Source organism: Paenibacillus sp. YIM B09110, assembly GCF_037167145.1.
Taxonomy (GTDB): domain Bacteria; phylum Bacillota; class Bacilli; order Paenibacillales; family Paenibacillaceae; genus Pristimantibacillus.
On record NZ_JBANSP010000039.1, the window covers coordinates 1 to 24,325 of the forward strand.

The following is a 24,325-nucleotide window of genomic DNA, read 5'->3' on the forward strand; positions in this document are numbered from 1 at the left end:
CTGGCAGTTTCGCTCGTTGTTCAGTTTTCAAAGAACAATCATTTCTTTCGTGTCCGGCGTGTGTTTCTCTCGGCCGGAATTAGAATATACCATGGGCTATATAACTTGGTCAAGCTTTTTTCTAAACTTTTTTAAAAAGATTATGATATTACGTAAAATAGCCCTCTATCTGCCTTAACCACAGCACTTTTTGAACTTTTTGCCGCTTCCGCAAGGACAAGGATCATTTCGCCCTACTTTCGTTCTCGTCTGGATATTAATAACTGAAGCTTCACTAGGAGAAGGTGCAGATTTTAGAACTTGTAATCGAAGCATATCTCTACTTGCAGCAAGTTCATTAGGGGAATGCCCCTTTAGCTGCCACTGCTTAGTATCATTATAGAGTGCTGCAAGCATACTCGTTATTTCGTTCATGATTGGCAAGTAGGGGATCTCCACGAAATCTTGAACGATATGGACCATGTCAGCTAATGATTGACCATTCTTGGCAGCATCTAAGCATAGGTCTGCCATCAGCTCTGCTTCTTCCGTATCCATCTCATAAAGATGCTTTATATATTTTTCAAGCTTCATGAACGAAGGATTTCTTTCAATAAACCCCGGTTCTCCTGCACGCCATATCTCATGTTTCGTAAAATGACGATATTCTAAGTCTGTTCGTTTCGCTTGCTCGTTAATAACTTGACTTACATTAGAAACACGAGAATCAAAAAATGCATCATCGTCAAAATAATTAATTTCATCATAATACAATGAAGCATCGTATAACACATTTAACATATCAAATGAGGCCAACTTGTGATCCGCATTCGACATGACAAACTTCGTTATTTGTTCAATCGTTAATACACCATAATAGTTTAATAAACCGATACTTAAACGTATCCATTCGGTATTGCGTTCTATTAAAGAACCACTTCCGCTATTCTCACTATCATTAAAGAAAGCCACAACCTCGGCAGGCATTAAGAGCACATGTCTGCCTTCATGGATACTAGGGAACAAAATGCCGATTTCACAAAAATACTCATACTGTTGTATTTCAAGTAAAGGTTTCTCTCCTATACCGCCATTATTTGCAATTTGTTTAATAAGCTTCCAACGAGCTTGATCCCATACACGCGTTATTGGCCAAATATTCTCAGCGTACAGCTCTACAAGTTTAACAACGAGTTCCTCTTTCTTATACTTAGTGAGACCGCTAAGTTGCATACGTTGGCCAAGCTTAATAAGTTCTTGCTTTGTCAATGTCATTAAGGCATCCGCATGCGATAAGGGATACTTTAGCTCAGTCCAAAACGATTCTTGTCTAGACAAACGATTTTTATTCATAACGTTCCCTCACTGTCATTGTCGATTAATATGAAGATATCAAAATTCTGCTTCAAAATACAGTTCTATATAACAAATTGGTACTCACCTGATCGAGAGGATCGTAGACAAATTGCTTTAATCAACTAGCAGTAGGAATATTCGAAACGGCTGTCGAATAGGTTCGACAGCCGTACGTTTTTTTCGCATATACTAATTCGTATCGTTAATAAGGAGGACACGGGCAATGACATCAGAGGAATTCGATCAGCTTCGCATCAAGCTGCCCCAATGGGTAGAGGAAAGTCGCCGGCATGGCACGGAAGGCAAGGTGGCCTCCTATATCCCTGAGCTATCCAAGGCTCCTATAGAAGCACTTGGCATTCATATCCTTGATGGACAAGGCCGCTCTATATCGGCTGGCGATTGCAGTCTATCATTCACCATGCAGAGCATCTCCAAAGTATTTACGCTCATCTTGGCGCTGCTCGATAACGGAGAAGAGGCGGTGTTCAGCAAAGTAGGCATGGAGCCTACCGGCGACAACTTCAACTCGATGCTTAAGCTCGAGCTCGTACAGCCCGGAATCCCATTCAATCCGCTAATCAACGCAGGAGCAATCGCCATATCATCATTAATTGCAGGAGAACATTCACTAGATAAGTCTGCCCGCGTGTTGCATTTCTTCCGAATGCTTGCCGGCAACGATACGCTCGATTACGACTATGACGTATACCGCTCCGAGTCGGAGACGGCTAACTTGAATCGATCCATGGCGTACCTGCTGAAGGATAACGGCGTGCTCGAGGGCGAAGTAGAGGAAGTGCTTGATGTTTACTTCCGGCATTGCTCGATCAACGTCACCTGTGCCGACTTGGCCAGCATGGCACTCGTATTGTCAAGCGACGGCGTAAATCCGCGAACAGGAAAGCAGTTGATTCCGCGGCGCTACGTTCAAATCGCCAAAACGTTCATGACGACATGCGGCATGTACAACGCATCCGGCGAATTCGCGATTCAAGTCGGGCTTCCTGCGAAGAGCGGCGTGTCTGGCGGCATTCTTACCATGGTGCCTGGCAAATACGGCATCGGGCTCGTCGGCCCGTCACTTAATCGCAAAGGGAACAGCATCGCTGGCGTGGACTTGCTTCAGACGATGTCGCAGCATTTTGACTGGAGCTTGTTTTAACTCATCATGAAATAGAAGAAGGCTGCCGGCAAGGACTAATTGATGTCCTGCATGTCGGCAGCCTTTTATTTATTTAGCGGTACGGTCGATAAGCTTTACATTTTTGCTAAGAACAAAAAACTGCTCCGCCTTCTCCCGATGCTCATCGGTTATCTGACCGCTGATCGCCTTGTAGGCAATCAAAACTGCGGTAGCATCGTCTACGAAACCCGCAACAGGAATGAAGTCGGGAATAAGATCGATAGGCATGATCCAATAGGCAAGCGCGCCTATCGCCGTCACCTTAGCCGATAGCGGCGTCTTCGGATCGACCGAGCAATAATACAGTGTGACGACCTCCTTGGCAAAAGGCACTTTGGCCGCATGTCGCTTCACCTTCGCCCAGAAGCCTTCCTCTACGTATTTGACCTGCTTGTCGTGATCGCCGATTTTGCCGACCCACTTATTCACGTCAACCTCACTAGGTGAAACCGTTCCCGTCGCCTCTCCATGAAGCGTCTCTTCGAGCTCACTCGTCGAAACTTCATAAGGAACCGCTTCTTCTACCAGTTTGCTGCCGCAATAAGCGCAACCTTCAGTCAGCAGCTTGTCCGTATCTACCTCATTGCTTCTTCCGCATTCCAAACATTCTATTGTTGTCATGGCGTCGCCTCCTAATGAAACCCTCTCTACTATCACTTCTTACACTCTTATACTTGGAAATCATCGTGAAGTTTCATTCTTAATCGGCAATACTCAAGCGTATATGGCTGTCGCCGTCATTTCATGCAAAAAACCGCCATAAAGGCGGTTCAGTAAGATATCTCTATTATATGAACGAATGCTAGCTCTCGTTCATACACTCGTATTTTCGAATAAGTAATACATAATAGTTCCCGCAGCTTGCTTGACCGACAATAAGTCAGAGCTGAGACGGATATCAGGATTGCTAGGAGGCTCATAGGGTGAGGAAATACCCGTAAAATGAGCAATCTCATTCGTTCTCGCTTTTCTGTATAGACCCTTCGAATCGCGTTGCTCGCATACAGCAAGCGGGCAATCGGCGTACACCTCGACGAACTCGCCTTCCTCGAACATCGATTTTGCCATATCGCGATCCGCTCTTATCGGGGATACGAGCGCAACGATCACGATTGCGCCAGCCTGCACGAGCAGCTTTGCTACTTCGGCCGTACGGCGCACATTTTCTCTTCGATCCTTAGTACTGAAGCCCAAATCTTTGTTGAGCCCTAACCGCAAATTGTCGCCATCAAGCACGATGCTATAAATATGGCGCTCATAAAGCATCGTATTCAGCTCGTTCGCGATTGAAGACTTGCCTGAGCCTGATAGCCCGGTTATCCATATGACGCCGCTCATATGTCCAAACCGGCGATTGTACAGCTCTTTCGTAACTGTGTAACTATGCCGCTTGATATGGTTGTCTCCTTCAGCCACTCTCTCCTATTCCTCCCTACTCTAGCTCATACGTCCTGCAATAATCAGCATCTAGCCATAGTATGGCAAGCGCTTCTCTATCGATTGTACGTCTGCTGAGTTGGAGTTTAATAGGCGACAACGAAGGTCAGAAGTTAAAGCTAGGAATGTGCGCCGCTTAATACGGTGCTGTCCAGCTGTCCGCTGAAGAGCTTGCTGTAAAACCCTTTATTGGCTAGCAGCTCATCATGAGATCCGATCTCTGTCAAAACGCCGTCCTGCAGTACGACGATTTTGTCGGCTTGCTGGATCGTATTTAGACGATGGGCAATCACGAAGCTGGTGCGTCCTTGCATAAGGCGCTGCAACGCTTCTTGAATTTTGATTTCCGTAACGGTATCGATGCTGCTTGTCGCTTCATCAAGCACGAGTATAGATGGGTCGGCCAGTATCGCTCTAGCAATGGCAAGTAATTGCTTCTGACCTTGGCTTATCCCGCTGCCATCGAGTTTAAGCAGTGCATCATAGCCGCCCCGAAGCCTTGTAATGAAGGAATGCGCGTTGGCAAGCTTCGCTGCCTGTTCAATCTCCTCGTCGGTTGCGTCCAGCCTTCCGTAACGAATATTGTCTCGAACCGTTCCCTCGAATAAAAACGGATCCTGCAGCACGAACGCCATATGCGAGCGAAGGCTCTCGCGCGTGCAGTTGCCTGCATCGCGGCCGTCGATCATAATTCGGCCGCCGCTCGGTTCATAGAATCGGCACAGCAGCTGGATTAACGTTGTTTTGCCAGCTCCAGTCGGACCAACTAACGCAATCGTCTCACCCGGCGAAGCTTGGAAGCTCACCTCTCTAAGCGTCTGCGCTCCCTCGCCATAGGAGAACGATACGCGATCGAAGGAGATGTCGCCTTTCACAATGTCCAGTACAGCTGCTTCGCCTTCGTCCTTGCACTCCTCTTCCTCATCGAGTACATCGAACACCCGCTCCGCACCTGCAATGGCCGACAGCAGCGTATTCCATTGGTTAGCCAAATCGTTAAGCGGTCTTGTGAACTGCCTCGCATATTCCGCGAAAATAATAATAACGCCCACCGAAATGGAGCCTTGCAGAGCGAGAATTGCTCCAACGCCGGCAACGATCGCAAAACTTAGATTGTTGAGCGCGTTCATCAGCTTCGGAATGAAGCCTGATATCGTCTGAGCCCAGAAGCCAGACACCCGTATCCGTTCATTGCGGATGCGGAAGGAGGATATGACGTTCTGCTCCTGTGAGAATGCCTTGACGATACGCTGACCGGAGAGCGTTTCTTCTATATAACCATTGAGATCGCCAAGATTACGCTGCTGCGACTTGAACAGCTTGCTCGTCTGATTCGTGATCCACTTCATCCCGTACACCATAAGCGGAACGATAAGGAAAGTGAGCAGCGTAAGCAGCGGGCTAAGTGACAGCATGACGGATACTGTACCAATAAGCAGTAATACGCTGGACAGCAGTTGAATAACCGAGCTGTTGAGCGAGGAGCTGACATTCTCAATGTCATTCGTCACCCGGCTCATCAGTTCGCCTTGCTGACGCTTCGCGAAATATGGAATCGGCAACCGGTGCAGTTGATTGAACAACAGAACACGCATCTGGTAGACGGTCTTCTGCGAAATCGTAATCATCCATATGCTTTGCAGCCACATCGTTAAGGAATGCATGCCGTATACCACTGCCATAAGTGCGAGGAAGGTGATAAACCCGCTGTCGCGATCGATAAGGAATCGGTCAACGGCCTTCCCCGCCAAATACGGGCCAAGCAGCGATAATGCCGAGCTTAGCACGACCATTGCGACAACAGCCGATAATCGGCCTTTATATTGCATCAGATAACCGCCCATTCGCTTCAGCGTGATCGAGGCGTTACGGGCACGCGGCTTCTTCTTCGGTGCTTCCGCCTTGTCTCCGGTTCCGGACCTAGCCTCAGCCGCTCGTTCGGGTCGTTCGTATTGGAATGGCCGCTTCAATTGGTTAAGCATTGGACACGCCCTCCTTCCCGAACTGCGATTCAAAGATTCGACGGTACAGATTAGAACCATTCAATAATTGCTCATGCGTGCCTTGAGCGAGAAGCCTCCCGTCATCAAGCAGCAATACGGTGTCGGCGCCTATCGTTGTGCTTATTTTTTGCGTGATAAGGAAGGTTGTGCAATGCATCTGCTTAAGAGCAGCGAGAAGCCTCGCTTCCGTCTGAACATCGAGCGCACTCGTACTATCGTCGAGAAGCAGAATGACAGGCTGCCGCACAAGCGCGCGGGCAATCGTAAGCCGCTGCTTCTGCCCACCGGACAAGTTAACGCCCTTCTGGCCCACGATAGTCTCATATTGCAAAGGCAGCTTCATGATGGTGTCGTGAATTTGTGCCAGCTTTGCCGCCTGTTCAATTTCTTCCTGAGTGGCATCTTCCTTGCCCCAGCGAATATTGTCGGCAGCAGTACCGGTAAACAGCATAATATCTTGCGGCACATATCCGATCTGACCGCGAAGCTGGGCTAGCTTCAGCTGTCGATTATCAACACCATCTAGACGAATAATGCCTTCATCCAAATCGTACAGCCTCGGAATGAGCTGCATAAGCGACGTTTTGCCGGAACCGGTCGCACCCATAATTGCTACCGTGTCGCCTGCCTTCGCCTCGAACGTAATCGCTTCCAATACATGCTCGCCCGTATCAGGGTAGCGGAAGGAAACCCCTTCGAACGAAACGTCTCCCGCTCTAAGCCTTGCCTCCCTATCGCTCTCTTCCGTATCGAGAAGATCGATGTCGGTCATCAGCACCTCTTCCACGCGCTGAGCCGATGCCCTTGCACGAGAGAAGTTCACAATAATCATCGAGAGAATCGACAACGCGCCCGTCGTCCGCATCGCATAGTTGACGATTGCGACAACCTCGCCGACGCTCGCTCCGCTTCGGTCCAGCTCGAAACGTCCGAACCACAGTACAATCAACACGCATGTATTCATAACGAGCAATATAATCGGCATCGTCGTTTCGGTCAGCCTCATCGCAGCGACCGTCTTCTCCATTAGACGCTCGCTCGAGGAGGCGAATCTGGTCGCTTCATGCTTCATTCGAACGAACACGCGTATGAGCCGCATGCCGCTTAAATTCTGCTGCATCACGCCGTTCACCCCGTCAAGCTGCTGCTGCACGGAGCGAAACAGCTTCTCGCCCTTTTGCAACACCCATACGAGAAATACGCCTAGAAACGGTATGCCTGCTGCGAGGAACAACGCCAGCTTCGGATGAACGATGAATGCCATCACAACACTGCCGATAACGAGCAGCGGAGCGCGAAGCATGATCCGCAGTCCCATGAACACCGTATTCTGAAGCTGCATCACATCATTCGTTAACCGCGTAATAAGCGAGGACTCCGGAAAACGATTGAAATTCGCAAAAGAAAACGATTGCACTTTCTCGTACAACCGCTCTCTCACGTCAAAGCCGAAGCTTTGGCTGACATGGGACGCATAAAACGAGCTTACAATACCGACACCGAAAGCAATGAACGAACATCCAACCAGTACGCCACTCCACTGCAGAACGACTGTCATATTGTCGTTGCCAATGCCATTATCTATGATTTTGGATATAATGAACGGTTGGATTAACTCGACCATAAGCTCCGTCAACATTAGCAAGAGCGCCACAGCGGTCGCTGCCTTATATTTATGCAAAAAAGAGAACATTGTACGCATTCCTGCACCTCCCGCTTTCATGCTTCTCTTCCTATTATATCGATTTATGCGCGAATTGGCATTTATAAAAATCACGCAACGAGTAAAGCTCCTACCCGTCAAAGCGAATAGGAGCGTCTATTATCCGTCACAATGCCGCCTTAATTGCTGCGGGCGTCCTCATAGAATACACGGAACAAAATATCTTGATTGTAATTGCCGAAGCCTTTGCCGTACAAGGTTAGACCGCCGACATGAGCAGCTTCATCCTTTACTCCTATGCTGAACGTCCAAAAGTTACGGTCGAGGCCAATCTCTCCGATCGACATATCGGACATATGCTGGCCGTCTATTAATGTGCCGTCCTCCTGAATGCGTATCACCTTGAGCAGCCCGTATTGATTCACGCTGTCCAGCCACCACGATGGCGTATATCGCCCTCTTACGTCGCCGTAATCGCCAGGGCTTGTCCAAGTGCCCATGTCTTTGCCGTTCAATTCAAAGTAGATGTCTGAAGGATAGTTCTCATTAATGCCAGGCGCTTCCGACCCGATCTCAAGCACAATCTCAAGCGCCAACGGCTTCTGACCCGGCAGCAAATAATTCGGCACCTTGTACTCGACGAATCCTTTGCCGAACCAAAGAATGCCTGCGTTCATGCGCTCCGGCTCGAGGAAAAAGCGCGGATCGTCATATTGACCGATCGTCTTGTCAACCGTAGCGATACCGCAGGTCGGATGTACCTCGAACTGCGTATAATGTCCGACTGGCACGCTAATCTCATGCATTTTCTTCACATCGGGGATCGGATGAGGCAACTCAATCGCAATCGATCTTTCGGCAAGCGAACAAATTTTGTGCGTGCCGCCATGCTTTCGAACCATTTTCGTATGGACAAGCCCCGCCTTCTCCAGCTTCTTCACATGCATCGTTACGATTGCGCTGCTCAGTCCGAGCGATTCGGCAAGCTCTTTCACGTTCATCGGCTTGCTGGCCAACAGATTAATGATGGATAAGCGTACTTGGCTCGCTAACGCTTCATATAATGGAAGCCATTCCGAATCGGTATTCGCATGAATCATTTGTTTGGATCGCCTCCTTCTTTCATAATACAAGCGTAAACGGCTGTCGCTACGCACGAACCGTTAGCTGCGTCTTTGCGCAGCTCGGTTCTGTGCCGTCCTTGGCGGCAAAAGCTTTCGTTTCGCGTTGAAATATAGGCAGAAGAATAGGATTGAATCTTATGCTTTCCTATATTTGGACAACAGAGGGGCATCCCATAAGTCGCAATTGCAACTTGGGACACCCCGTATGCAGCTTCTAAAACCAATCGTGCTTGCGATTACAACTTAATGCGGATCACGTTCCACGAAGCTTTGGCAAGCTGTGCTTCGATCTTGCCGTTGTCCGTAATCGTAGCGTTACCTGCCGTATGCGGCTTCACGTTATCAGGATTCGCAGCCGTATTTGATGCTTTCAGGTCATCATTTTCGAGCACGATATGCTCGATAAGCTGGAAAGCGCCGAAGCTGCGCAGATCGATCTCGAAGGAGAGCGACTCGGACAGATGACGGTTAACCGCGAATATGGTTACTTCGTTCTTCTCTTCGTTATGCACGGCAACGGATTCCAAGTAAGGAACATCCGTATACTGCTTCGTATCATGCTTCGGAGACTTCACAAGCGGTACAAGCACCGTTCCGCGACCGAAGATGCTGGCATGCATATATGGATAATAGATCGTTTGCTTCCATGCTGCGCCGCCGTTCTCCGTCATAATCGGAGCGATAACGTTAACTAGTTGGGCTAGACACGCCATCTTCACCCGGTCTGCACGCTTAAGCATGCTGATTAGCATACAGCCGACAAGCAGTGCATCCTCGTGGTTGTATATGTCTTCCAGCTGAGGAGGGGCAATCGACCACGGATCGATCTTGCTGTCCTGATCGTTGGAATGATACCATACATTCCACTCGTCGAACGAAAGATTAATTTTTTTCTTGCTGCGTTTCTTTGATTTGATGTAATCGCAAGTAGCAATTACCGTATCGATATATTCATCCATGCCCAGTGACAGCGCAAGGAAGTTTTGCGAATCTTTATCCCTGTTGCCATAATATTGGTGAATCGAAATATAGTCAACCGTATCATACGAAAGGTCCAGTACAGTTGCTTCCCATTCAGGGTAAGTCGGCATTCCGTTGTAGGAACTGCCGCAAGCAACGAGTTCAATCGTTGGGTCTACCCAGCGCATTGCTTTGCCGGTCTCATTCGCCAGCCGTCCATATTCATAAGCCGTCTTATGGCCGATCTGCCAAGGGCCGTCCATTTCATTGCCGAGGCACCAAGTCTTCACGTTATGCGGATCCTTATAGCCGTGCGAGATGCGCAAATCGCTCCAATACGAGCCGGATTTATGGTTCGAATATTCGATTAGGTTGCGTGCTTCGTCAATGCCGCGCGTACCGAGGTTGACGGCCATCATTGCATCCGTACCGACCTTCTTGCACCAATCCATAAATTCGTTAAAGCCGATCCAGTTCGGTTCGATCGTTCTCCATGCCAGCTCAAGTCTTCTTGGACGTTGATCGAGCGGGCCAACGCCATCTTCCCAGTTGTATCCGGATACAAAGTTGCCGCCAGGATAACGAACGATCGGTACATCAAGGCCTCTCACGAGTTCAATAACGTCCGAACGGAAGCCTTGCTCATCAGCCGTCGGATGATCCGCTTCATAAATGCCGCCATATACGGCGCGTCCCAAATGTTCAATGAATGAACCATAAATACGTTTATCAACTTCCCCGATAATAAAATCCTTGTCTACGATCATCGTTGCCTTGTTGCTTGCCATCCGTTTACACCTCATTTTAGTTAATGTTAATAAAATAATTAATTAGATTACGCGATGAAGCCCTTTCATAATTTCATTTAACAATAAGATTCGAATTAATTCAAGTGTTAATTTTATAACTAGTTGAATTAATGTATTTGTTTATTCACAATGTGAATTGAAGTGTTTTTCCATCCACATTCATTCGCTTACTATATATTCCATATAAGCATAGTGCAAAATCCCCAATGAATTGCGAATTCAGCCTTGAGTATATATGCCTTTTCGACTACTATGGAATAAGAAGGGAATTCCCTTGTTTCAACACTACGGCAGGAGTTGAGAACATGAGCAGTTACGACCGCTCACTAGAAGATGCAGCCGAACATATCGTAGACACATTAAAGCATTTCCTTCAAGTGAACATGATCCTAATCGCAACATCCGATATAACTACCAATCGCATCCTGAAAGCGTTCAATCGCAGCGATGATTCGGATCCGATACCGCAATCTTTACTGACACCGCTCTGTAAGCTCATCATTGATGACAGCCATAGCGGCCCCCATCTTACGATTAACGACATGTCTGACGATTCCAGACTGGCTGGACTCCCCGCAGCGGCACAGCTTGCCCAGCGTTCTATGGTTGGCGTTGCCGTCAAGACAAGCAGCAATGAAGCGGTTGGCGCGATTTGCTTGCTCGGAGGCGAACCGATTGAGCTGAATAATCAGCAGCTCTCCACCGTGAAGTCTTTGGCCGTCATCCTCGGCTATGTCATTGAGCTAGAGAACGCTAGTGTTACTGACAGCCTGACAGGGCTGTATAACCGACGCTACTTAAGCCATGTCTATCAGAACGGAGCAGACAAGCAGTTCAGCGTAATGTTCATCGACATCGATAACTTCAAGGACGTGAACGATACCTACGGTCATGACGTCGGCGATTTGCTTCTGCTAGAGATCGCTGCGCGACTGAAGCAAGGTGTGCGCAAGAGCGATGTTCTCGTCCGTTACGGAGGCGACGAATTCCTCATCTGCTTCCAGCATCTTGTGGACAACAATGACATCGATTTCGTAGCCGGCAAGATCAAAGAATCGATCAAGGAGCCATTCCTTATTCGCGACCATACCATACGAGTATCCGCTAGCATTGGCATCAGTGCGAACTACGGTCTCGGTTCCAGCTTAAAGGAGCTTATTAACGACGCTGACCACGCGATGTACGGCATCAAACAAAACGAAAAGAACCTGTAAGATGGAAGCGACGGCTGCGATGATCGCAGCGGAAGTTCACTCCTCTTGCAGGTTCTTTATCCATTGTTGTTTATCAACTCTAATATGTCTTATTCTTGTAACAGCGAATGCTCAAATCCTTATTCAGACCTAAACGAAGATTGTCCACATCCAAAAACAAGTATGTCCGACTAATGATGTTCCTGTTTATTTGTAACATTCTCCATCCAATTGAAGTGCGAGCCTCCGTTGGTCCTTTTCAAAATATTGTTCCAGCCATGATCTTGTATCCGAATCAATTTCGTCTTTATACCCACCTTCGTGATGCATGGCATACTGTTCCAGATCGCAGTCAGGCAATTGAAGAAACTGCAACACTTGTTTATAGCTAGCTGCCGTATCTTGCAGCAATTGTTCACTCCTAATAACTAAGATTTGCTCGCGCGGAAACTGCTGGAACCATCGCTCCAACTGCTCACTGTATAAACCTCGTTTCAGATAGGAATATTGCGTACAAGTCGGACTAAAGTAGGTATTATCCCGCTCCATACGTGCATATTCCGTTGCAATTCTATCCTGTTCGGCATGTAGAGCTTCAGAGAAAGACAACTTTTCCAACCCTCTTCGCACCATCATTTGATAATGAGAAAAAGCCCGCTCAATCGGATTTCGCAGCAAAACAATAATTTTCACAGCTGGAAGCGCCGCTTTGATTCGTGTCGCCACATGCGGGTGAAATAAGTAATAAGGCGTAGCTTCACCCGTTATATCTCCATGAGGCAACGATTCGGGAAAGTGAGTCAGATACCAATCCAGGCCAAAGTGCAGCAGTTCATCAAAATAATGAATCTCTTTTGTCACCGCTGGATGTACATTCGGATGCTGTAACAAGTACTTATAGAGCGACGTTGTCCCTCCTTTCTGCGTACCGACGATAAGAAAGTACGGGAGTACATCTTTATTGTTCGTTAGCTCCGTTTCGGTTGTTTTTACAATGGGAATTTCGAGCTCTGCTTTCAAAGCCCGTATCTGCTGAATAACAGCCTCCGTATGGGAATCATCGGGCAGTAAGCGCAAACAATGGTATGCATCACGGATCGCTTTACCCGTAAGCTTCATTGCAGCGTATACTTGTGAACGATTTCGTATAACTTCGTATTCCTCATACCCCAGCTCTAACGCTTTATTGAAATGCTTTAATGCAAGGTGCAGTTCCCCTTCTTCAAAACAGCGACACCCTAAACTAAAGCATCCCTCGGCAAGATCATACATCCTGTCGTCAGCCCTCCTACTTGTATCTTTTCACATCAACTTGATGTATCTCAAAGCTAACTCCTGGTTGTTCAGCCGGATCGATGCGAATTTGTTCTACATCACCTTCAAGCATTAATTCGATGGCAGAATGATTGTCAAACACTTTACTTCGTTCTTCTGCAAAGTCCTCATTACGTCCTCTCCAGAACACTTGAATTCGATCGCTGTCCGTAACCATCTTGATATGAAGGTAGGTTTTTTTCCCATCGGCAGCCGCAAAGAGTGGACTAATTAGAATCGGATCAATGCTTGTTGATTCCCAATCCCCGTCTTTCAAAATGTTATAGGCTGTCCATTCATTCATATTGGTGTACACTTCATGATTTAGCTCTATACTTCCATTTTGCTTCCAACGCATTTCTTCCCTATCCCGGTTTAATAGAAGCCCGCCAATTACCATCAACAGGCAAATCGTTGTTAAAACCAAGCAAATTTTACGTATCATCGCGCTAACCTCTTCCTCAGTAGATCAGTTGCTGAAGATAATACATAAACAAACATAATAATCATATAAGGCATGACCGGGAATGCATATCTGGGAATTGCCAGCATGACTTGATGCAAAATTGTGTAAGAAATCATCACAACTGCAATCCATTGCAAAGGACTTCTGCGAATCACGCTAAGCCAAATACCAATCCAACCGCCGATCACTAATAGGAGATGCAACGGATTTCTAAGCTTTTCTAATAAATGCGCGATCTCGCCATTTTCGACCCAAGGCAGCTTCCAAAATAAATTCATCTTCCCAAAAACAAACCATTTAATAAATAATCCATTATGCATTTGATCCGCAAACATCTCTTTAGCTTTGCTCGTCCATAGCTGATTGCGCGAAAGCTCGTCCGGATTCAACTTATAGATAGCATTAAACGTATCTAACACTCCAATAAGATAGGGATGAACGCCCCAAAGAAACGGATTGCCCCCGGATGTCGTAAATAAAACAAGCTTATCGAACAATAGATAATTTCTAATCCACCATGGCAATACAAGGACGAATGAACTCAAACCGACATAGAGAATCGACTGAAGTATTCGCTTCTTTGAGGGAACTTGCATAATAAAGAACGCAATAATCGGCACAATCAGCGTAGCTAGCGTTGGTCTGAACATGACGCTCATTCCTAAACAAGCTCCGCACAGCACTAAATGTATCTTGCTGCCACTCTCAACACCAAGCCATAACATCCATAGGAACAAAGCCATCAGCAGCGTAAAGCTTACCTCTGTCAATACGAGTCCATTCGCATAGATGAAGCCTGGATAGATAGCCATAATTGCCGCAATTAATATACAATAACTTTCTTTCATAAACTTTTGAGAGATTTTATATACAACAAATAGCGTGATGACGCTCAATATGACTTGCAAAAGACGAAACCAAATCAAATCCGTTCCAAATATAAGGTAAACCGCTGATAGCAAAACAGGAAAACCTGGCATAACAAAGGCATTCGGCGTGGTTTTCAAGTATCCGAGCACACCGGTATCCAAAAACTGCTTAGCCATCTTGTCATAACCAAAAGCATCTCCTTCGAGCGGAGGAAATGTATTGGTAACAATATAATAAACTCGTAAACCTAAAGCGATAGCGAGCACTACATAAATCCATTTATTCAATGCTTTAACTCCCCAGTCAAATGTAGTTGTGTTCACACCCTTTTTAGCAAACGTTTAATTAAGTTTTTTCCTTGTCTGATGACTTGCTGGGCACTTTGATGGATACTTTGATAATTTAGATAAAACGAATCGTTTTTATTGAACGGATTATCAACAACATAAAAAAGCTCAGGTACATCCCGATAAGAAATTCTTGCAGCTCGCGAGATCGGTTTTCCATCATAATAGCAGTCATATGACCAAGGTGTACGTCCCAATTGATCTTGTCCCCTAGCATTTAGATCTTGAACATAAGCATCTCTCAGTTGATAGACCGCATTGCTTTTATCCGGTACATATTTTTTAATCATGCCTTCATTCGCGCCAGAATCAAACCCTGAATAGTGAAAAAAGCGCAGCTTTTCTCCGTTAACCTGAAAACCTTGAGTATAAGTTATTTTTCTTTTCGATAAGTTCCAAGGGGCAACATTGTAGCCAGGGTGTTTCAAAATATAAACATCGAAATAGCAAGGAGCAAGATCGATCCACTTTTGATCGGTGAAGATTCCCCGCGGGATGTCATCGTAACAAAACATGGCTAGCCTACTCGCCCACCACCTTATAAAACGCTCTCCTTCGCCCGAAGCTGTTCTACCGATTGCCAGGAAACCTAGGTTGAAAACACCATGTTGTAACGCGCTTAATTCATTATCCATGACGGCGTCCATAATATCCTCAGGATGACAAAGATGAGGCGTCAATACAATTCCATGTCGATCCAGAGCTTCTGTCATTTCAACAAGCTCGTCATAGACCTGGATATCGGGGTCCAGATAAACAAACTTGTTTTCTTCGCTGTAGGTCTCCCACAAATAAACAAAGAGCTGGCCCTTTACTGCTGTCGAGGCTTCCACAATCGAATGTTTAAAAATCATTTTTTCAAAATGTTCAAACCCCAGATCCTTAGCCAACACAATTTCATCAAAATATTCATAAGCCTCCGCAGCGGGATGCGTATGTCTCTCCAATAAACAAACCACAAATTTAATATCGGGATTTGTTTCTTTTACTGATTTCGCCAAAACCATCGCTTTCGGCAAATAGTTAGCACAAATCGAGGTCGTAACAATCATAGAGTAAACCCCTCTCTTATTCGGGCAAATGATTATATGCAAGTTGATAGCGAGCTCGTTCGCCCGAGTTAAAATTCCGTACTGATTGTTCATCATGCAAGAAGGCCATCAGTTGTTCCTCGCCTCCCAGTACTTTGCCGAGTTCAGGATGCAGCTGCAGGGTATTAGCAATATTGCCGCTTTTGGGCGAGGTCAGTACGGGGACGCCCGCTGCAATGGCTTCATGCAAGGTATAAGAATAACTCTCCGGTACAATCGACCAAAGCAATACTACATCGATTTGTTGCTCGATGAGAATATTTACAGCAGCCATATTGCCATGAGTTACGAAAGAATAGCTATGACAGACGACGTTTTTATCATAATTTTGTGCTGAGCCTACATGATGAAACTCGTAAATTCCATTCAATTGCTCATTTTGATAAAGTTTTTCCCACAGTGCCCAGCCCTTATTGTCCATTTTGTATCCCAGGTATGCGAGACGGATTTTCCTCTCATGCCTAGGTTTGTGTACGAAATGCTGTCCGCTAAACGTGAGATGCCCATGTGTTTTAATTTTATGACAAACATCGCCGAACACAGATAGTACCGTATCCTTTACAAAATCGGAGGGTACGACAACCTGATAAGCCGAATCAATAATTATTTTTGTCGCTTCTCTCCACGTAGACAATTTATTGTAATGAGTACAGCTTGTACAGATAGAAGCGCAACCTACCTGCGCTTGAGTAAGCTCGGGGATACATGATCTCTGATGAACATTCTGAAATGAATCCACATTAGCTGGTTCATACATGAGATGATAACTAGAACAAAGAGCAAAGAAATCGTGCATAAAAAACGTATGTCGGATCGATTCCTCCTGCGCCTTCCTAAGTAGCTTCGCATAATCGCCAAAATTCCAGTATAACAAGTGATGGGAGTACATGCTTCCTATATGCTTGGCCATTTTTACAACCCAATCAACCACTTGGTCAATACTGTAGTAACCTTTCACCTTACCGTCAACAATTACGCCATACTGCGTTACTTCCAGATCAGCAAGAAATTCATATTGCTGGCCGGGAAATATTCCGATTGTTCCAATATTGTATTCGGCCAAATACGCCGATTGTTCAAGGATATATTTCTCTGTCCCCCCCATCGAAACCAAGAAATTCGTATGAGAGACGACAAGGGCATAATTATCATAGTCAAAGATGGTCGGTAGTCCATGAATAGACTGACTCTTATAACGAATCATTTTCAACTGGTTAATACGTTTTTTGAGCAAACGTTTTGCTCGTCTTTTGGCTCGTCTAAGAAGTTCCGCAGATTGACGGATCGGTTTAGTTACCTTCCAGGATAATGAATTGCCATACAAACTAATCTCTTGGCGATAACGTTCTGCTTCCTCTGTTTTCCGCTCAAGCTGATTGCGCAAAACATTTACTACATCCGATTCTGCTTCTTGATTTTTGTCCTCCAAATTATTAGCCCGATCATTTAGCAAACGTTCTTGTTCTTCATGCTTCTCTTGTAACTGCTTGTATTCGTCAGACATTCTTTCCAACAATTCAAGCTGTATCTCGGACTGAACTGCGAGTTCATTAATCGAACTCTCGCGCTCCTGCAACTGCTGATGCAGTGAGTTGATCATTTTCAAGTTATTTTCCGCCTCGATGTGGCTTTTCTCCCAGCCCAGCAGTCTAGCGTCCATAGCTTGCAATGTACTGGAGATTTGGGCCATCGTAGGCAAAGCTTTAATCCTCTTCACGATCTCTTTACTCAGTTCAAATGAAACGGCTATCTCAATGCTTAGCACGACTTCTCCATCGTAGGCGGGGAGATCGGAGAGAATAATATGCGGATCGTTACTAATGCTGATTCCAATAATTTCATCCTGTTTATCGGTTACTCGGATAAAGTCCATATACGCTATGGGACACAGATCAATGAGATCATATGAGGAGTTACCGCAGGATAATTTCAACTCTGTAACTTGTACAAAACCTATCCGGTTCAAAGGATCTATCCGCAATGTATTTCCAGCAAACTTTGGAATAGTAGCCCGATAGCGCACTGGAGACGAACCTACCTCTATTGTTACAAACTTTGAACTCGTTTCGGAAAAATGCCCCTGCTCATCCCCCCAAAATACTTGCATTCTATGACTAGGCGTATGGCTTAAAATGGATGAAATCTGTTTAAAATTCTGTAAAGTTTGAACAACCCATCTTTCAAACTCAATAAAATGTTTATTCTCATTAGTCGTCATATCCAGCATAGAACGATACAACGTTTGAACGTCGGCAGGAGAGGCCGGCTCATGAAATAGATCATCGATTGAAAATTGATCGTGCCTGAGATTTTTATTGACAGCAGCGACAGCGATCTCTCGTATTTTAGGCTCATCCGAACATCCCAAAAATTTCTGAAGACGTTGGCAGACTTCATTGGGCTTTTCCATTAATTCCTCGTATGAAATAACAGTTCGCTTTTCCCCATTGGAGTAATACAAGCCGTGCAGCGTATACAACGACCATAGCGCATATGATTTCTCGAAGGAGAAACGATCCCTTTTGTTTAGAGAGGCAGCGACACCTAGCGGATTGCGTACACACAGAACGAAGCTTGCATCTATGTGCAGTTCTTTCAACACTTCTTTCCATAGAGGAAGCAATAAGCAAGTTCTTGGGTCTTTCCAACCCCATACCTTTTTACCGGAAAAATAAGAAGAAATTATATTCTTCATTTCGTTCTTAAATGGCTCTATATCATTGCTTAGCCACCACTCATCAGGAAGAGGCTTGGTCGTGTCCCATGAGGAAGCAAGCTTATTCAATATTTTCTCGTGCAGTTGAACGATACTGGTAAGCTCCCAGAACCCCTCAGGATTATCTTCTCCTTGCGGCATCATATCGGCATCCTGTCCTAAATAAACGCCGAGAGAGCCAACCGTTCTGGCAATCAGTGAAGTCCCGCTTCGATGCATTCCTAAAATAATTATTGCTCTAGTCGTATAAAACATGATGCGCACTCCATTTCATAAGGCACTGTAACTTAAAGTGAAGAATATTCGACAAGAAACCTCAAAATCCTTTGTAAATAGACAAATTGCATCATCATCACTCATATATATATCGGAATCCTGCAGGCAAATTTGATCAAATCTGTTTTTCTCGAAAAGAAAACCTGCAAGTAGGATGATTATTCTCTGCGCTCGCAGTGATTGTCATATCCCTATTGCAGGTTCTTTATTTTGATTCTAACTTTTTTTAACGGCTCTTCACTAGCAGCTCGATCGCTTCCTTCACTACTTTGTTCGTATCCCCGCCGGATTGCTGCTCCTCCAGGATGCATTGCTGCAGATTCTCAGCTACGATCTGCGCGATCGCTTTGTCTGCCGCGTTGCGGACTGCCGACAGCTGGGTAATGACATCCTTGCAGTTCTTTTCTTCCTCCATCAGTCTTAGTACGCCACGAACTTGTCCTTCCAGACGTCGAAGTCGTTTCTTCATCTCATCATTATAATGATAAGCCACTTGCATCAGCTCCTCTAATCTGTCCTATACCTGTATACGTATAAGATAACGCAAATCGGGAGGTCAATCCAGTATTATATGAACGAGTAGGACGATAATCGAACCGGATCCTTATTCAGCAGACAAGGCATCGGCCTTCGTTGGTTGAACCGTGCCGAATGGATGGTGGGGAGGCGCATAGATTACATACAATTTAAGCGGGGTATTCCCCGTATTCGTTACGTTGTGCCATTTGCCTGCTGGTATCATAATCGCATAGCCGTCTCGAGCCATTACTTGAAAATCCAATACTTCCTTGCGATCACCCATTTGAACGAATCCTTGGCCTTCCTCAATCCGAATAAATTGATCGGTCGTCGGATGAACTTCCAGTCCTATATCGTCTCCGACATTAATGCTCATAAGGGTTACTTGAAAGTACTTCCCTGTCCATAGCGCCGTTCGATAAGTAGCGTTTTGTTCGGCAGCCTGCTCGATATCCACGACTAGCGGCCTTTGTCCATAATCCGTTATTCTCATGTATTCATGATATCGATTCCAGTTGCTATAATTCAAAGGATACACGCTCATTCTCCTCTTCGCGATTAAGTTCCTTTATCCTATGCAATCGCCTAATGAAAGGGTTGCAAAATAGGTAAGAGCCTAAACCGAAAGCGGATCGACACCAAATTCATTGAGACACAGCTCTTCGAACCTTGCAGAGTGCGCCGCCGCTTTGTGAACATCTCCGATGCTGTTGTACAACTTGAGCAATAGTCTATTCATCTCTTCCTGCAGCGGATATATGGACAGATAATCCTGCAGACGAGACTCGGATTTGCTCCAATTCTCCATAGCAAAGTCGTGCAGCACTAGGTTACGAATCAACCAATTGTATTTGCGCGCATAGTTTTCCTCCAGCGATGCTTTCCACAAATAATCTTTGCCTGCCAGCAGCGGCCCTTTATACAATGAGCTAAGGCGCTCCGCTTGCGGTATATCGGCAAACTCTTCTGTCAGCACCGTTTCAAGCTGTTCATATTCAAGTGCGTCGTAAACGGTTTGGAGCGGCTCGAGCAGGTAGCCGTCATTTGTTTTTTGAATATCGAGCGATAGTCCGTGCTCCTTCGTCAGTTTTTTTAAGCGGTATATCGTATTGTGCAGGTTGTGAAGCGCGCGCTCCTCAGGAAGTTCGGGCCACAGAAGGTCGATAATGCGCCATTTGCTTATATCACGGCGAGGGTGGCAAAGGAAATAGGCTAGCAGTTCCTCCGATTTACGGGTCGGAAACCGAACAGATTGCGTCCCCGTTCCATTCCGTACATCAAAGCCGCCAAAGCAGCTAATCGGACTATAAGCCGGTAAATACGCGGAGACTAATGGAGAAGAGAGCTGCAGCTTTAGCAGCCGATTCGCAATACGCTCGATGGCATCTGGCGTAACGGGCTTCAATATATAATCGAAGGCATACACTTGAAAAGCGTCGAGCGCATACTGCTTGTAGGCCGTCGTAAATACGATCTTTGTATACTCAGACAACTCTCCGATTTTCTCCGCTAAGGCTATACCGCTCATTTTAGGCATTTCTACATCCAAAAAAGCGATATCCGGCTTCAGTTCAGCCATCCTCTCCAGCGCCTCTAACGGATTGCTGAACGCATTCAAAATCGTGTAATGCGGATTTTGCCCGATGATGACTTTCATTAAGTTCAGGATTGGCTTTTCGTCCTCTACGATTATAACGCGAAACATAATGTCCCCCCTTGGCGGGCCATAGCCGCCTGTTTTCAGCCTGTTTACCTCAACTTCATCAATCTTCAATCGGCAAAAACATCGTAACCTTCGTCCCGAAGCCAAGCTTTGAATCGATGGCAAATGTCGCCCCTTGAATAGCCTCTAGGCGTTTGCGTATATTAGCGATGCCGATGCTGCCTTGCGGATGCTTATCCGTAGACAGACGGTAAATCAGATCATCAGGCATGCCGACTCCGTTATCCTCCACGGTTACTTGAATGTAGCCGTCACCCTCTGCGATGCTGAGCGTTACAAGTCCGCCGCTGTCGGTTTCGAACAAACCGTGACGGATCGCGTTTTCCACAAGCGGCTGGATGCATAATGACGGAATCGCAACGCTTCGAATGCTCTCATCCGCATAACAGATGAAGTCGAAACGCTCGCCGAAACGTGCTTTTTCGATCTCGATGTATGCTTCGGTAAGCTCCAACTCGCGATGGAGAGGAACTTTCAGGACCGTGCGGTCCATATCCAAAATAAACCTTAAATACTTGCTCAGCATGGACAGCAAATAAGCCGCCTTGACGCCGTCCGTGTAGCAGAACGAAATGACGCTGCTTAGCGCATTGTAAAGAAAATGAGGTTTGATTTGAGCTTGATGGAATGCAAGCTCACTCCGGATTGCTTCTTGCATCGACGTTTTCATCGCAAGCAGCGTATGGATCCGGGCAAGCAACGTCTCGCTGTCGAACGGCTTCGTCACATAATCGTTCGCTCCAGCCCGGAAGCCGAGCGCGATATCCTGCTGTGTGTCTCGAGCCGTTGCGAATAGAATGGGCAGATCGATAATGGAATACTGGCTGCGCAAAATTTGACAAAGCTCAATGCCCGACATATGCGGCATCATTACATCGAGAATAACAAGATCGATGCGAGCATGCTCCTTAAGCTTCGACAACGCCTCCTGCGCCGAAAAGGCAACAATGACGTTATACGGCTGCCTTCTTAAAATAGTCAAGAGCGTATGGATGTTGGACGCTTCGTCATCGACGATCAGAACGCTGCGTTCGTGGTCTTCCAAAATGTCGAGCTCGTCCATATCCATATGGAACCGGTGCGGATCCGACAATTCAGCCGCAGAGGCCGATTGCATGTAACTTTGCATGTGCTCCACGCCCGGGAGCATAAAGGTCATTCGCGTACCGCGTCCGACTTCCGACCAGGCGACGCGTATATTGCCCCCCATTTGCTCCGTAAGCTTGCGGCTTATGTATAAGCCGACGCCGAGTCCTGTGTAGCCGTCCAGCGGCAAAGGCTCTTCCGCTTGCTCGAAGTACCCGAATATCGCCTCGTGCTTGTCCAGCGGAATACCTCTTCCGGTGTCTTCGACCGAGATGGCCGTCTGCCTTTCCGAGATGTGTGCGCTAACGGTAATCATGCCATTGTCGGTATGTCTAATAGCGTTATGTATAAGATTGTAGACGATTTGTCGCAGCCGGTTCTCATCCGCCACGACCCACACATCGCGCTCGACCTCGTTAACCAGCCTTACCGTCTTGCCGGCCAGCTCGAATTGAAGCATATCGATGACGATTTGTACGGTTCCTCTGACCTCGACCGCTTTGGGCTGTAAACGAAGCTCGTTCTGCCTGAGACGCGTTACGTCAATCAAATCATTAACGAGCATCGACAGCTTCATTGAAGTATCTTTGACGAGCCATAAATGCTGTTTCTGCTTAGCGGTTAAATTACGCTCCGAGTCATCGAGCAGATAGGAAGTTATATTCAATATGCCGTGCAAAGGCGTTTTGATTTCATGCGACGTTTGGGTTAGGAACTCATCCTTCAATTGACCCGCGATCATGAGCTGGCGCGACAGCCGCTCCGAATCCTCATAGGCTTTTGCAAACCTTACGGCGAGCAGAATATTCATGAACACAATGAAACAAATAATGCCAAACTTGCCCACCATGTCGGTCGAAACGATATTTTCCGCATATAGGCCGCCGTCGACTAGAAATACGAGCAATGAAAGGCTGCCGCCGATAAATAGCAATTGCTCGGAGCGGTCATATGTATCATCGCGGAAGTTGCTATATAAATAGATCATCCGCGTAATAATAGCCAGGACAGCAACGCCGATATACACAAAAAACCAATATTTCAACTCAATATGCAAACGATAGGGCAGTAAAATAACAGCGCCGATATATAAAAGGATAGGCAATAAGGTTAAGCGCAGCTTTTGAACGGACATAAGCCGAGCATCGATGCAGTAGAAGAACATAATGATGACTGCAGCACTTGCAAACTCACTAATATCGAGAAGCTTATAGGCTATATCGAAGGGCAGTCCAGGAAACAGCTGTTGCAATATTTTTTCGCCGTAAACGGATTTCTGTACGACAAGAATAAGCAGATAAAGACCGCTAAGCAAATACGTTTTCTCTCTGCGTCCAAGAAAATAGAAGCTGACGTGGTATGCGCCGAACATGCCTAGGACGAAGATCGCCGCAATATCGGTTCCCAGTTGGATTCCATTTAATGTTGTAATGTCCTCTTGCAGGCCGAACGGGATGGAAATGACGATACCGCCAGTAACAAAAACATAGTTTGATACTTGAATGATGATTTCGATTTCATTGTCCGACGGCTTAAAAATCACGGTGTAAGGGGTGTTGCCGGGTTTGGCCGCTGCATTGACATGATGCGGCAATCCGCTCCCGCCTTCCACGTTATCGTCGATAAACAGACGGTTGGCCATCCGAATGCTGCGGATCTTAATACCGTACAGCTCGTCAGGATCAGAGACTAAAACTTTAAGCCGGTAGGTGCCGTACCCCCGGCGTTCCATGCCGCCTTCGCTAGTATGTCCTTGCCATGAGCCCGGTACCTCCAGATAGGTGATATCCTTCTTTTGGACATTGTGAAAATCTTCTGGCGTTAGCAGCATGCCCTCATGAAATTCCCATTCTCCGTCCAGCATGACGAAGCCTTTATTGTCAAAATCCCATTCCGTCAAATCAAGCACGCCTTCCTCTGCCAGAGGGACTCCTTTGCTTGGAAGAGTCTGAGAGTAGATGCCGGCAAATAAAGCGAAAGAGAGCAAGATGATGATCGCAACCCCCGCAAGTTTGCGTCTATTCGTATGTGTGTCGATTGCGTTCAACCCCGTTTTCCTGCAAAGTTGGCTCCATTATATCATCAATCTCTCTCAAAAAACTCACAAAAGCGCGGTAAACTATGAACCTGGTATAGTTGCTCTCGTACTCACTCACGGCAACGGCCGCGTCGCTCCCTCAAGGGTTGCGTACGCGGCCATTGTCGTT

The 24,325-nt window shown here is 46.3% G+C and carries 17 protein-coding genes and 1 pseudogene; 2 read left to right on the forward strand and 16 right to left on the reverse strand.

Annotated features, from left to right (window positions below; genetic code table 11):
- Positions 1–174: 174 nt before the first annotated feature.
- On the reverse strand, positions 175–1,332 hold the full coding sequence (locus tag V8F51_RS29670) for a YecA/YgfB family protein (RefSeq protein WP_337104117.1): 1,158 nt from the start codon (positions 1,330–1,332) through the stop codon (positions 175–177).
- Between the two features lie 226 nt (positions 1,333–1,558).
- On the opposite strand from V8F51_RS29670, the gene glsA reads away from it, so the two are divergent.
- On the forward strand, positions 1,559–2,500 hold the full coding sequence (glsA, locus tag V8F51_RS29675; protein WP_337104118.1) for a glutaminase A: 942 nt from the start codon (positions 1,559–1,561) through the stop codon (positions 2,498–2,500).
- A gap of 69 nt (positions 2,501–2,569) precedes the next feature.
- Here glsA and V8F51_RS29680 read toward each other — a convergent pair whose 3' ends face one another.
- From V8F51_RS29680 to arfA, 6 genes are all read right to left on the reverse strand, one after another.
- Positions 2,570–3,142 carry a YkvA family protein gene (locus V8F51_RS29680; RefSeq protein WP_337104119.1) on the reverse strand — a complete coding sequence of 191 codons (573 nt, stop codon included), beginning with the start codon at positions 3,140–3,142 and terminating at the stop codon, positions 2,570–2,572.
- Positions 3,143–3,334: 192 nt separating this feature from the next.
- Complete coding sequence (gene cysC / locus V8F51_RS29685) at positions 3,335–3,937, reverse strand: adenylyl-sulfate kinase (RefSeq protein WP_337104120.1); 603 nt, start codon at positions 3,935–3,937, stop codon at positions 3,335–3,337.
- A 140-nt stretch (positions 3,938–4,077) separates the two neighbouring features.
- Positions 4,078–5,940, reverse strand: coding sequence for an ABC transporter ATP-binding protein (locus V8F51_RS29690; protein WP_337104121.1), 1,863 nt, complete (start codon positions 5,938–5,940; stop codon positions 4,078–4,080).
- On the reverse strand, positions 5,933–7,663 hold the full coding sequence (locus V8F51_RS29695; protein WP_337104122.1) for an ABC transporter ATP-binding protein: 1,731 nt from the start codon (positions 7,661–7,663) through the stop codon (positions 5,933–5,935). The genes V8F51_RS29690 and V8F51_RS29695 overlap by 8 nt, the downstream gene beginning before the upstream one ends.
- Positions 7,664–7,803: 140 nt before the next feature.
- Positions 7,804–8,724: an ArsR/SmtB family transcription factor gene (locus V8F51_RS29700; RefSeq protein ID WP_337104123.1), complete on the reverse strand. Its 921-nt coding sequence runs from the start codon at positions 8,722–8,724 to the stop codon at positions 7,804–7,806.
- A gap of 260 nt (positions 8,725–8,984) precedes the next feature.
- Positions 8,985–10,496, reverse strand: coding sequence for an arabinosylfuranosidase ArfA (gene arfA, locus V8F51_RS29705; RefSeq protein WP_337104124.1), 1,512 nt, complete (start codon positions 10,494–10,496; stop codon positions 8,985–8,987).
- 326 nt (positions 10,497–10,822) lie between these two features.
- Between arfA and V8F51_RS29710 the strand changes: the two genes are divergently transcribed.
- Entirely contained in the window at positions 10,823–11,731 is a 909-nt protein-coding gene (locus tag V8F51_RS29710) for a sensor domain-containing diguanylate cyclase (protein ID WP_337104125.1), read from the forward strand.
- 186 nt (positions 11,732–11,917) lie between these two features.
- Here the strand turns inward: V8F51_RS29710 and V8F51_RS29715 are convergent, their stop codons facing one another.
- The 9 genes and pseudogenes from V8F51_RS29715 to V8F51_RS29755 form a co-directional block, all read right to left on the reverse strand.
- A complete protein-coding gene (locus tag V8F51_RS29715) occupies positions 11,918–12,982 on the reverse strand; it encodes a sulfotransferase family protein (protein WP_337104126.1) in 1,065 nt (354 codons plus the stop codon).
- Between the two features lie 16 nt (positions 12,983–12,998).
- Positions 12,999–13,469 (reverse strand): hypothetical protein, encoded by a 471-nt coding sequence (locus V8F51_RS29720; RefSeq protein ID WP_337104127.1) that lies wholly within the window; start codon positions 13,467–13,469, stop codon positions 12,999–13,001.
- On the reverse strand, positions 13,466–14,647 hold the full coding sequence (locus tag V8F51_RS29725; protein ID WP_337104128.1) for an ArnT family glycosyltransferase: 1,182 nt from the start codon (positions 14,645–14,647) through the stop codon (positions 13,466–13,468). Before V8F51_RS29725 ends, V8F51_RS29720 begins: the two co-directional genes overlap by 4 nt.
- 32 nt (positions 14,648–14,679) lie before the next feature.
- Entirely contained in the window at positions 14,680–15,759 is a 1,080-nt protein-coding gene (locus V8F51_RS29730) for a glycosyltransferase (RefSeq protein ID WP_337104129.1), read from the reverse strand.
- 16 nt (positions 15,760–15,775) lie between these two features.
- A complete protein-coding gene (locus V8F51_RS29735; protein WP_337104130.1) occupies positions 15,776–18,769 on the reverse strand; it encodes a sulfotransferase in 2,994 nt (997 codons plus the stop codon).
- Positions 18,770–19,016: 247 nt separating this feature from the next.
- A complete protein-coding gene (locus V8F51_RS29740) occupies positions 19,017–19,283 on the reverse strand; it encodes a metal-sensitive transcriptional regulator (protein ID WP_337104131.1) in 267 nt (88 codons plus the stop codon).
- Positions 19,284–19,394: 111 nt separating this feature from the next.
- A pseudogene (locus V8F51_RS29745) lies at positions 19,395–19,835 on the reverse strand (cupin domain-containing protein); the annotation flags it as partial.
- Positions 19,836–19,925: 90 nt separating this feature from the next.
- Positions 19,926–21,014, reverse strand: a complete 1,089-nt coding sequence (locus tag V8F51_RS29750) for a response regulator (protein ID WP_337104132.1) — start codon at positions 21,012–21,014, stop codon at positions 19,926–19,928.
- Positions 21,015–21,072: 58 nt separating this feature from the next.
- A complete protein-coding gene (locus tag V8F51_RS29755; protein ID WP_337104133.1) occupies positions 21,073–24,165 on the reverse strand; it encodes an ATP-binding protein in 3,093 nt (1,030 codons plus the stop codon).
- Between the last annotated feature and the right edge of the window lie 160 nt (positions 24,166–24,325).

Coding starts and splice junctions, on each gene's coding strand:
- V8F51_RS29670 (WP_337104117.1), bottom strand. CDS start 1,332: ATGAATAAAAATCGTTTGTCTAGACAAGAATCGTTTTGGACTGAGCTA.
- glsA (WP_337104118.1), top strand. CDS start 1,559: ATGACATCAGAGGAATTCGATCAGCTTCGCATCAAGCTGCCCCAATGG.
- V8F51_RS29680 (WP_337104119.1), bottom strand. CDS start 3,142: ATGACAACAATAGAATGTTTGGAATGCGGAAGAAGCAATGAGGTAGAT.
- V8F51_RS29690 (WP_337104121.1), bottom strand. CDS start 5,940: ATGCTTAACCAATTGAAGCGGCCATTCCAATACGAACGACCCGAACGA.
- V8F51_RS29695 (WP_337104122.1), bottom strand. CDS start 7,663: ATGCGTACAATGTTCTCTTTTTTGCATAAATATAAGGCAGCGACCGCT.
- V8F51_RS29700 (WP_337104123.1), bottom strand. CDS start 8,724: ATGATTCATGCGAATACCGATTCGGAATGGCTTCCATTATATGAAGCG.
- arfA (WP_337104124.1), bottom strand. CDS start 10,496: ATGGCAAGCAACAAGGCAACGATGATCGTAGACAAGGATTTTATTATC.
- V8F51_RS29710 (WP_337104125.1), top strand. CDS start 10,823: ATGAGCAGTTACGACCGCTCACTAGAAGATGCAGCCGAACATATCGTA.
- V8F51_RS29715 (WP_337104126.1), bottom strand. CDS start 12,982: ATGTATGATCTTGCCGAGGGATGCTTTAGTTTAGGGTGTCGCTGTTTT.
- V8F51_RS29720 (WP_337104127.1), bottom strand. CDS start 13,469: ATGATACGTAAAATTTGCTTGGTTTTAACAACGATTTGCCTGTTGATG.
- V8F51_RS29730 (WP_337104129.1), bottom strand. CDS start 15,759: ATGATTGTTACGACCTCGATTTGTGCTAACTATTTGCCGAAAGCGATG.
- V8F51_RS29735 (WP_337104130.1), bottom strand. CDS start 18,769: ATGTTTTATACGACTAGAGCAATAATTATTTTAGGAATGCATCGAAGC.
- V8F51_RS29750 (WP_337104132.1), bottom strand. CDS start 21,014: ATGTTTCGCGTTATAATCGTAGAGGACGAAAAGCCAATCCTGAACTTA.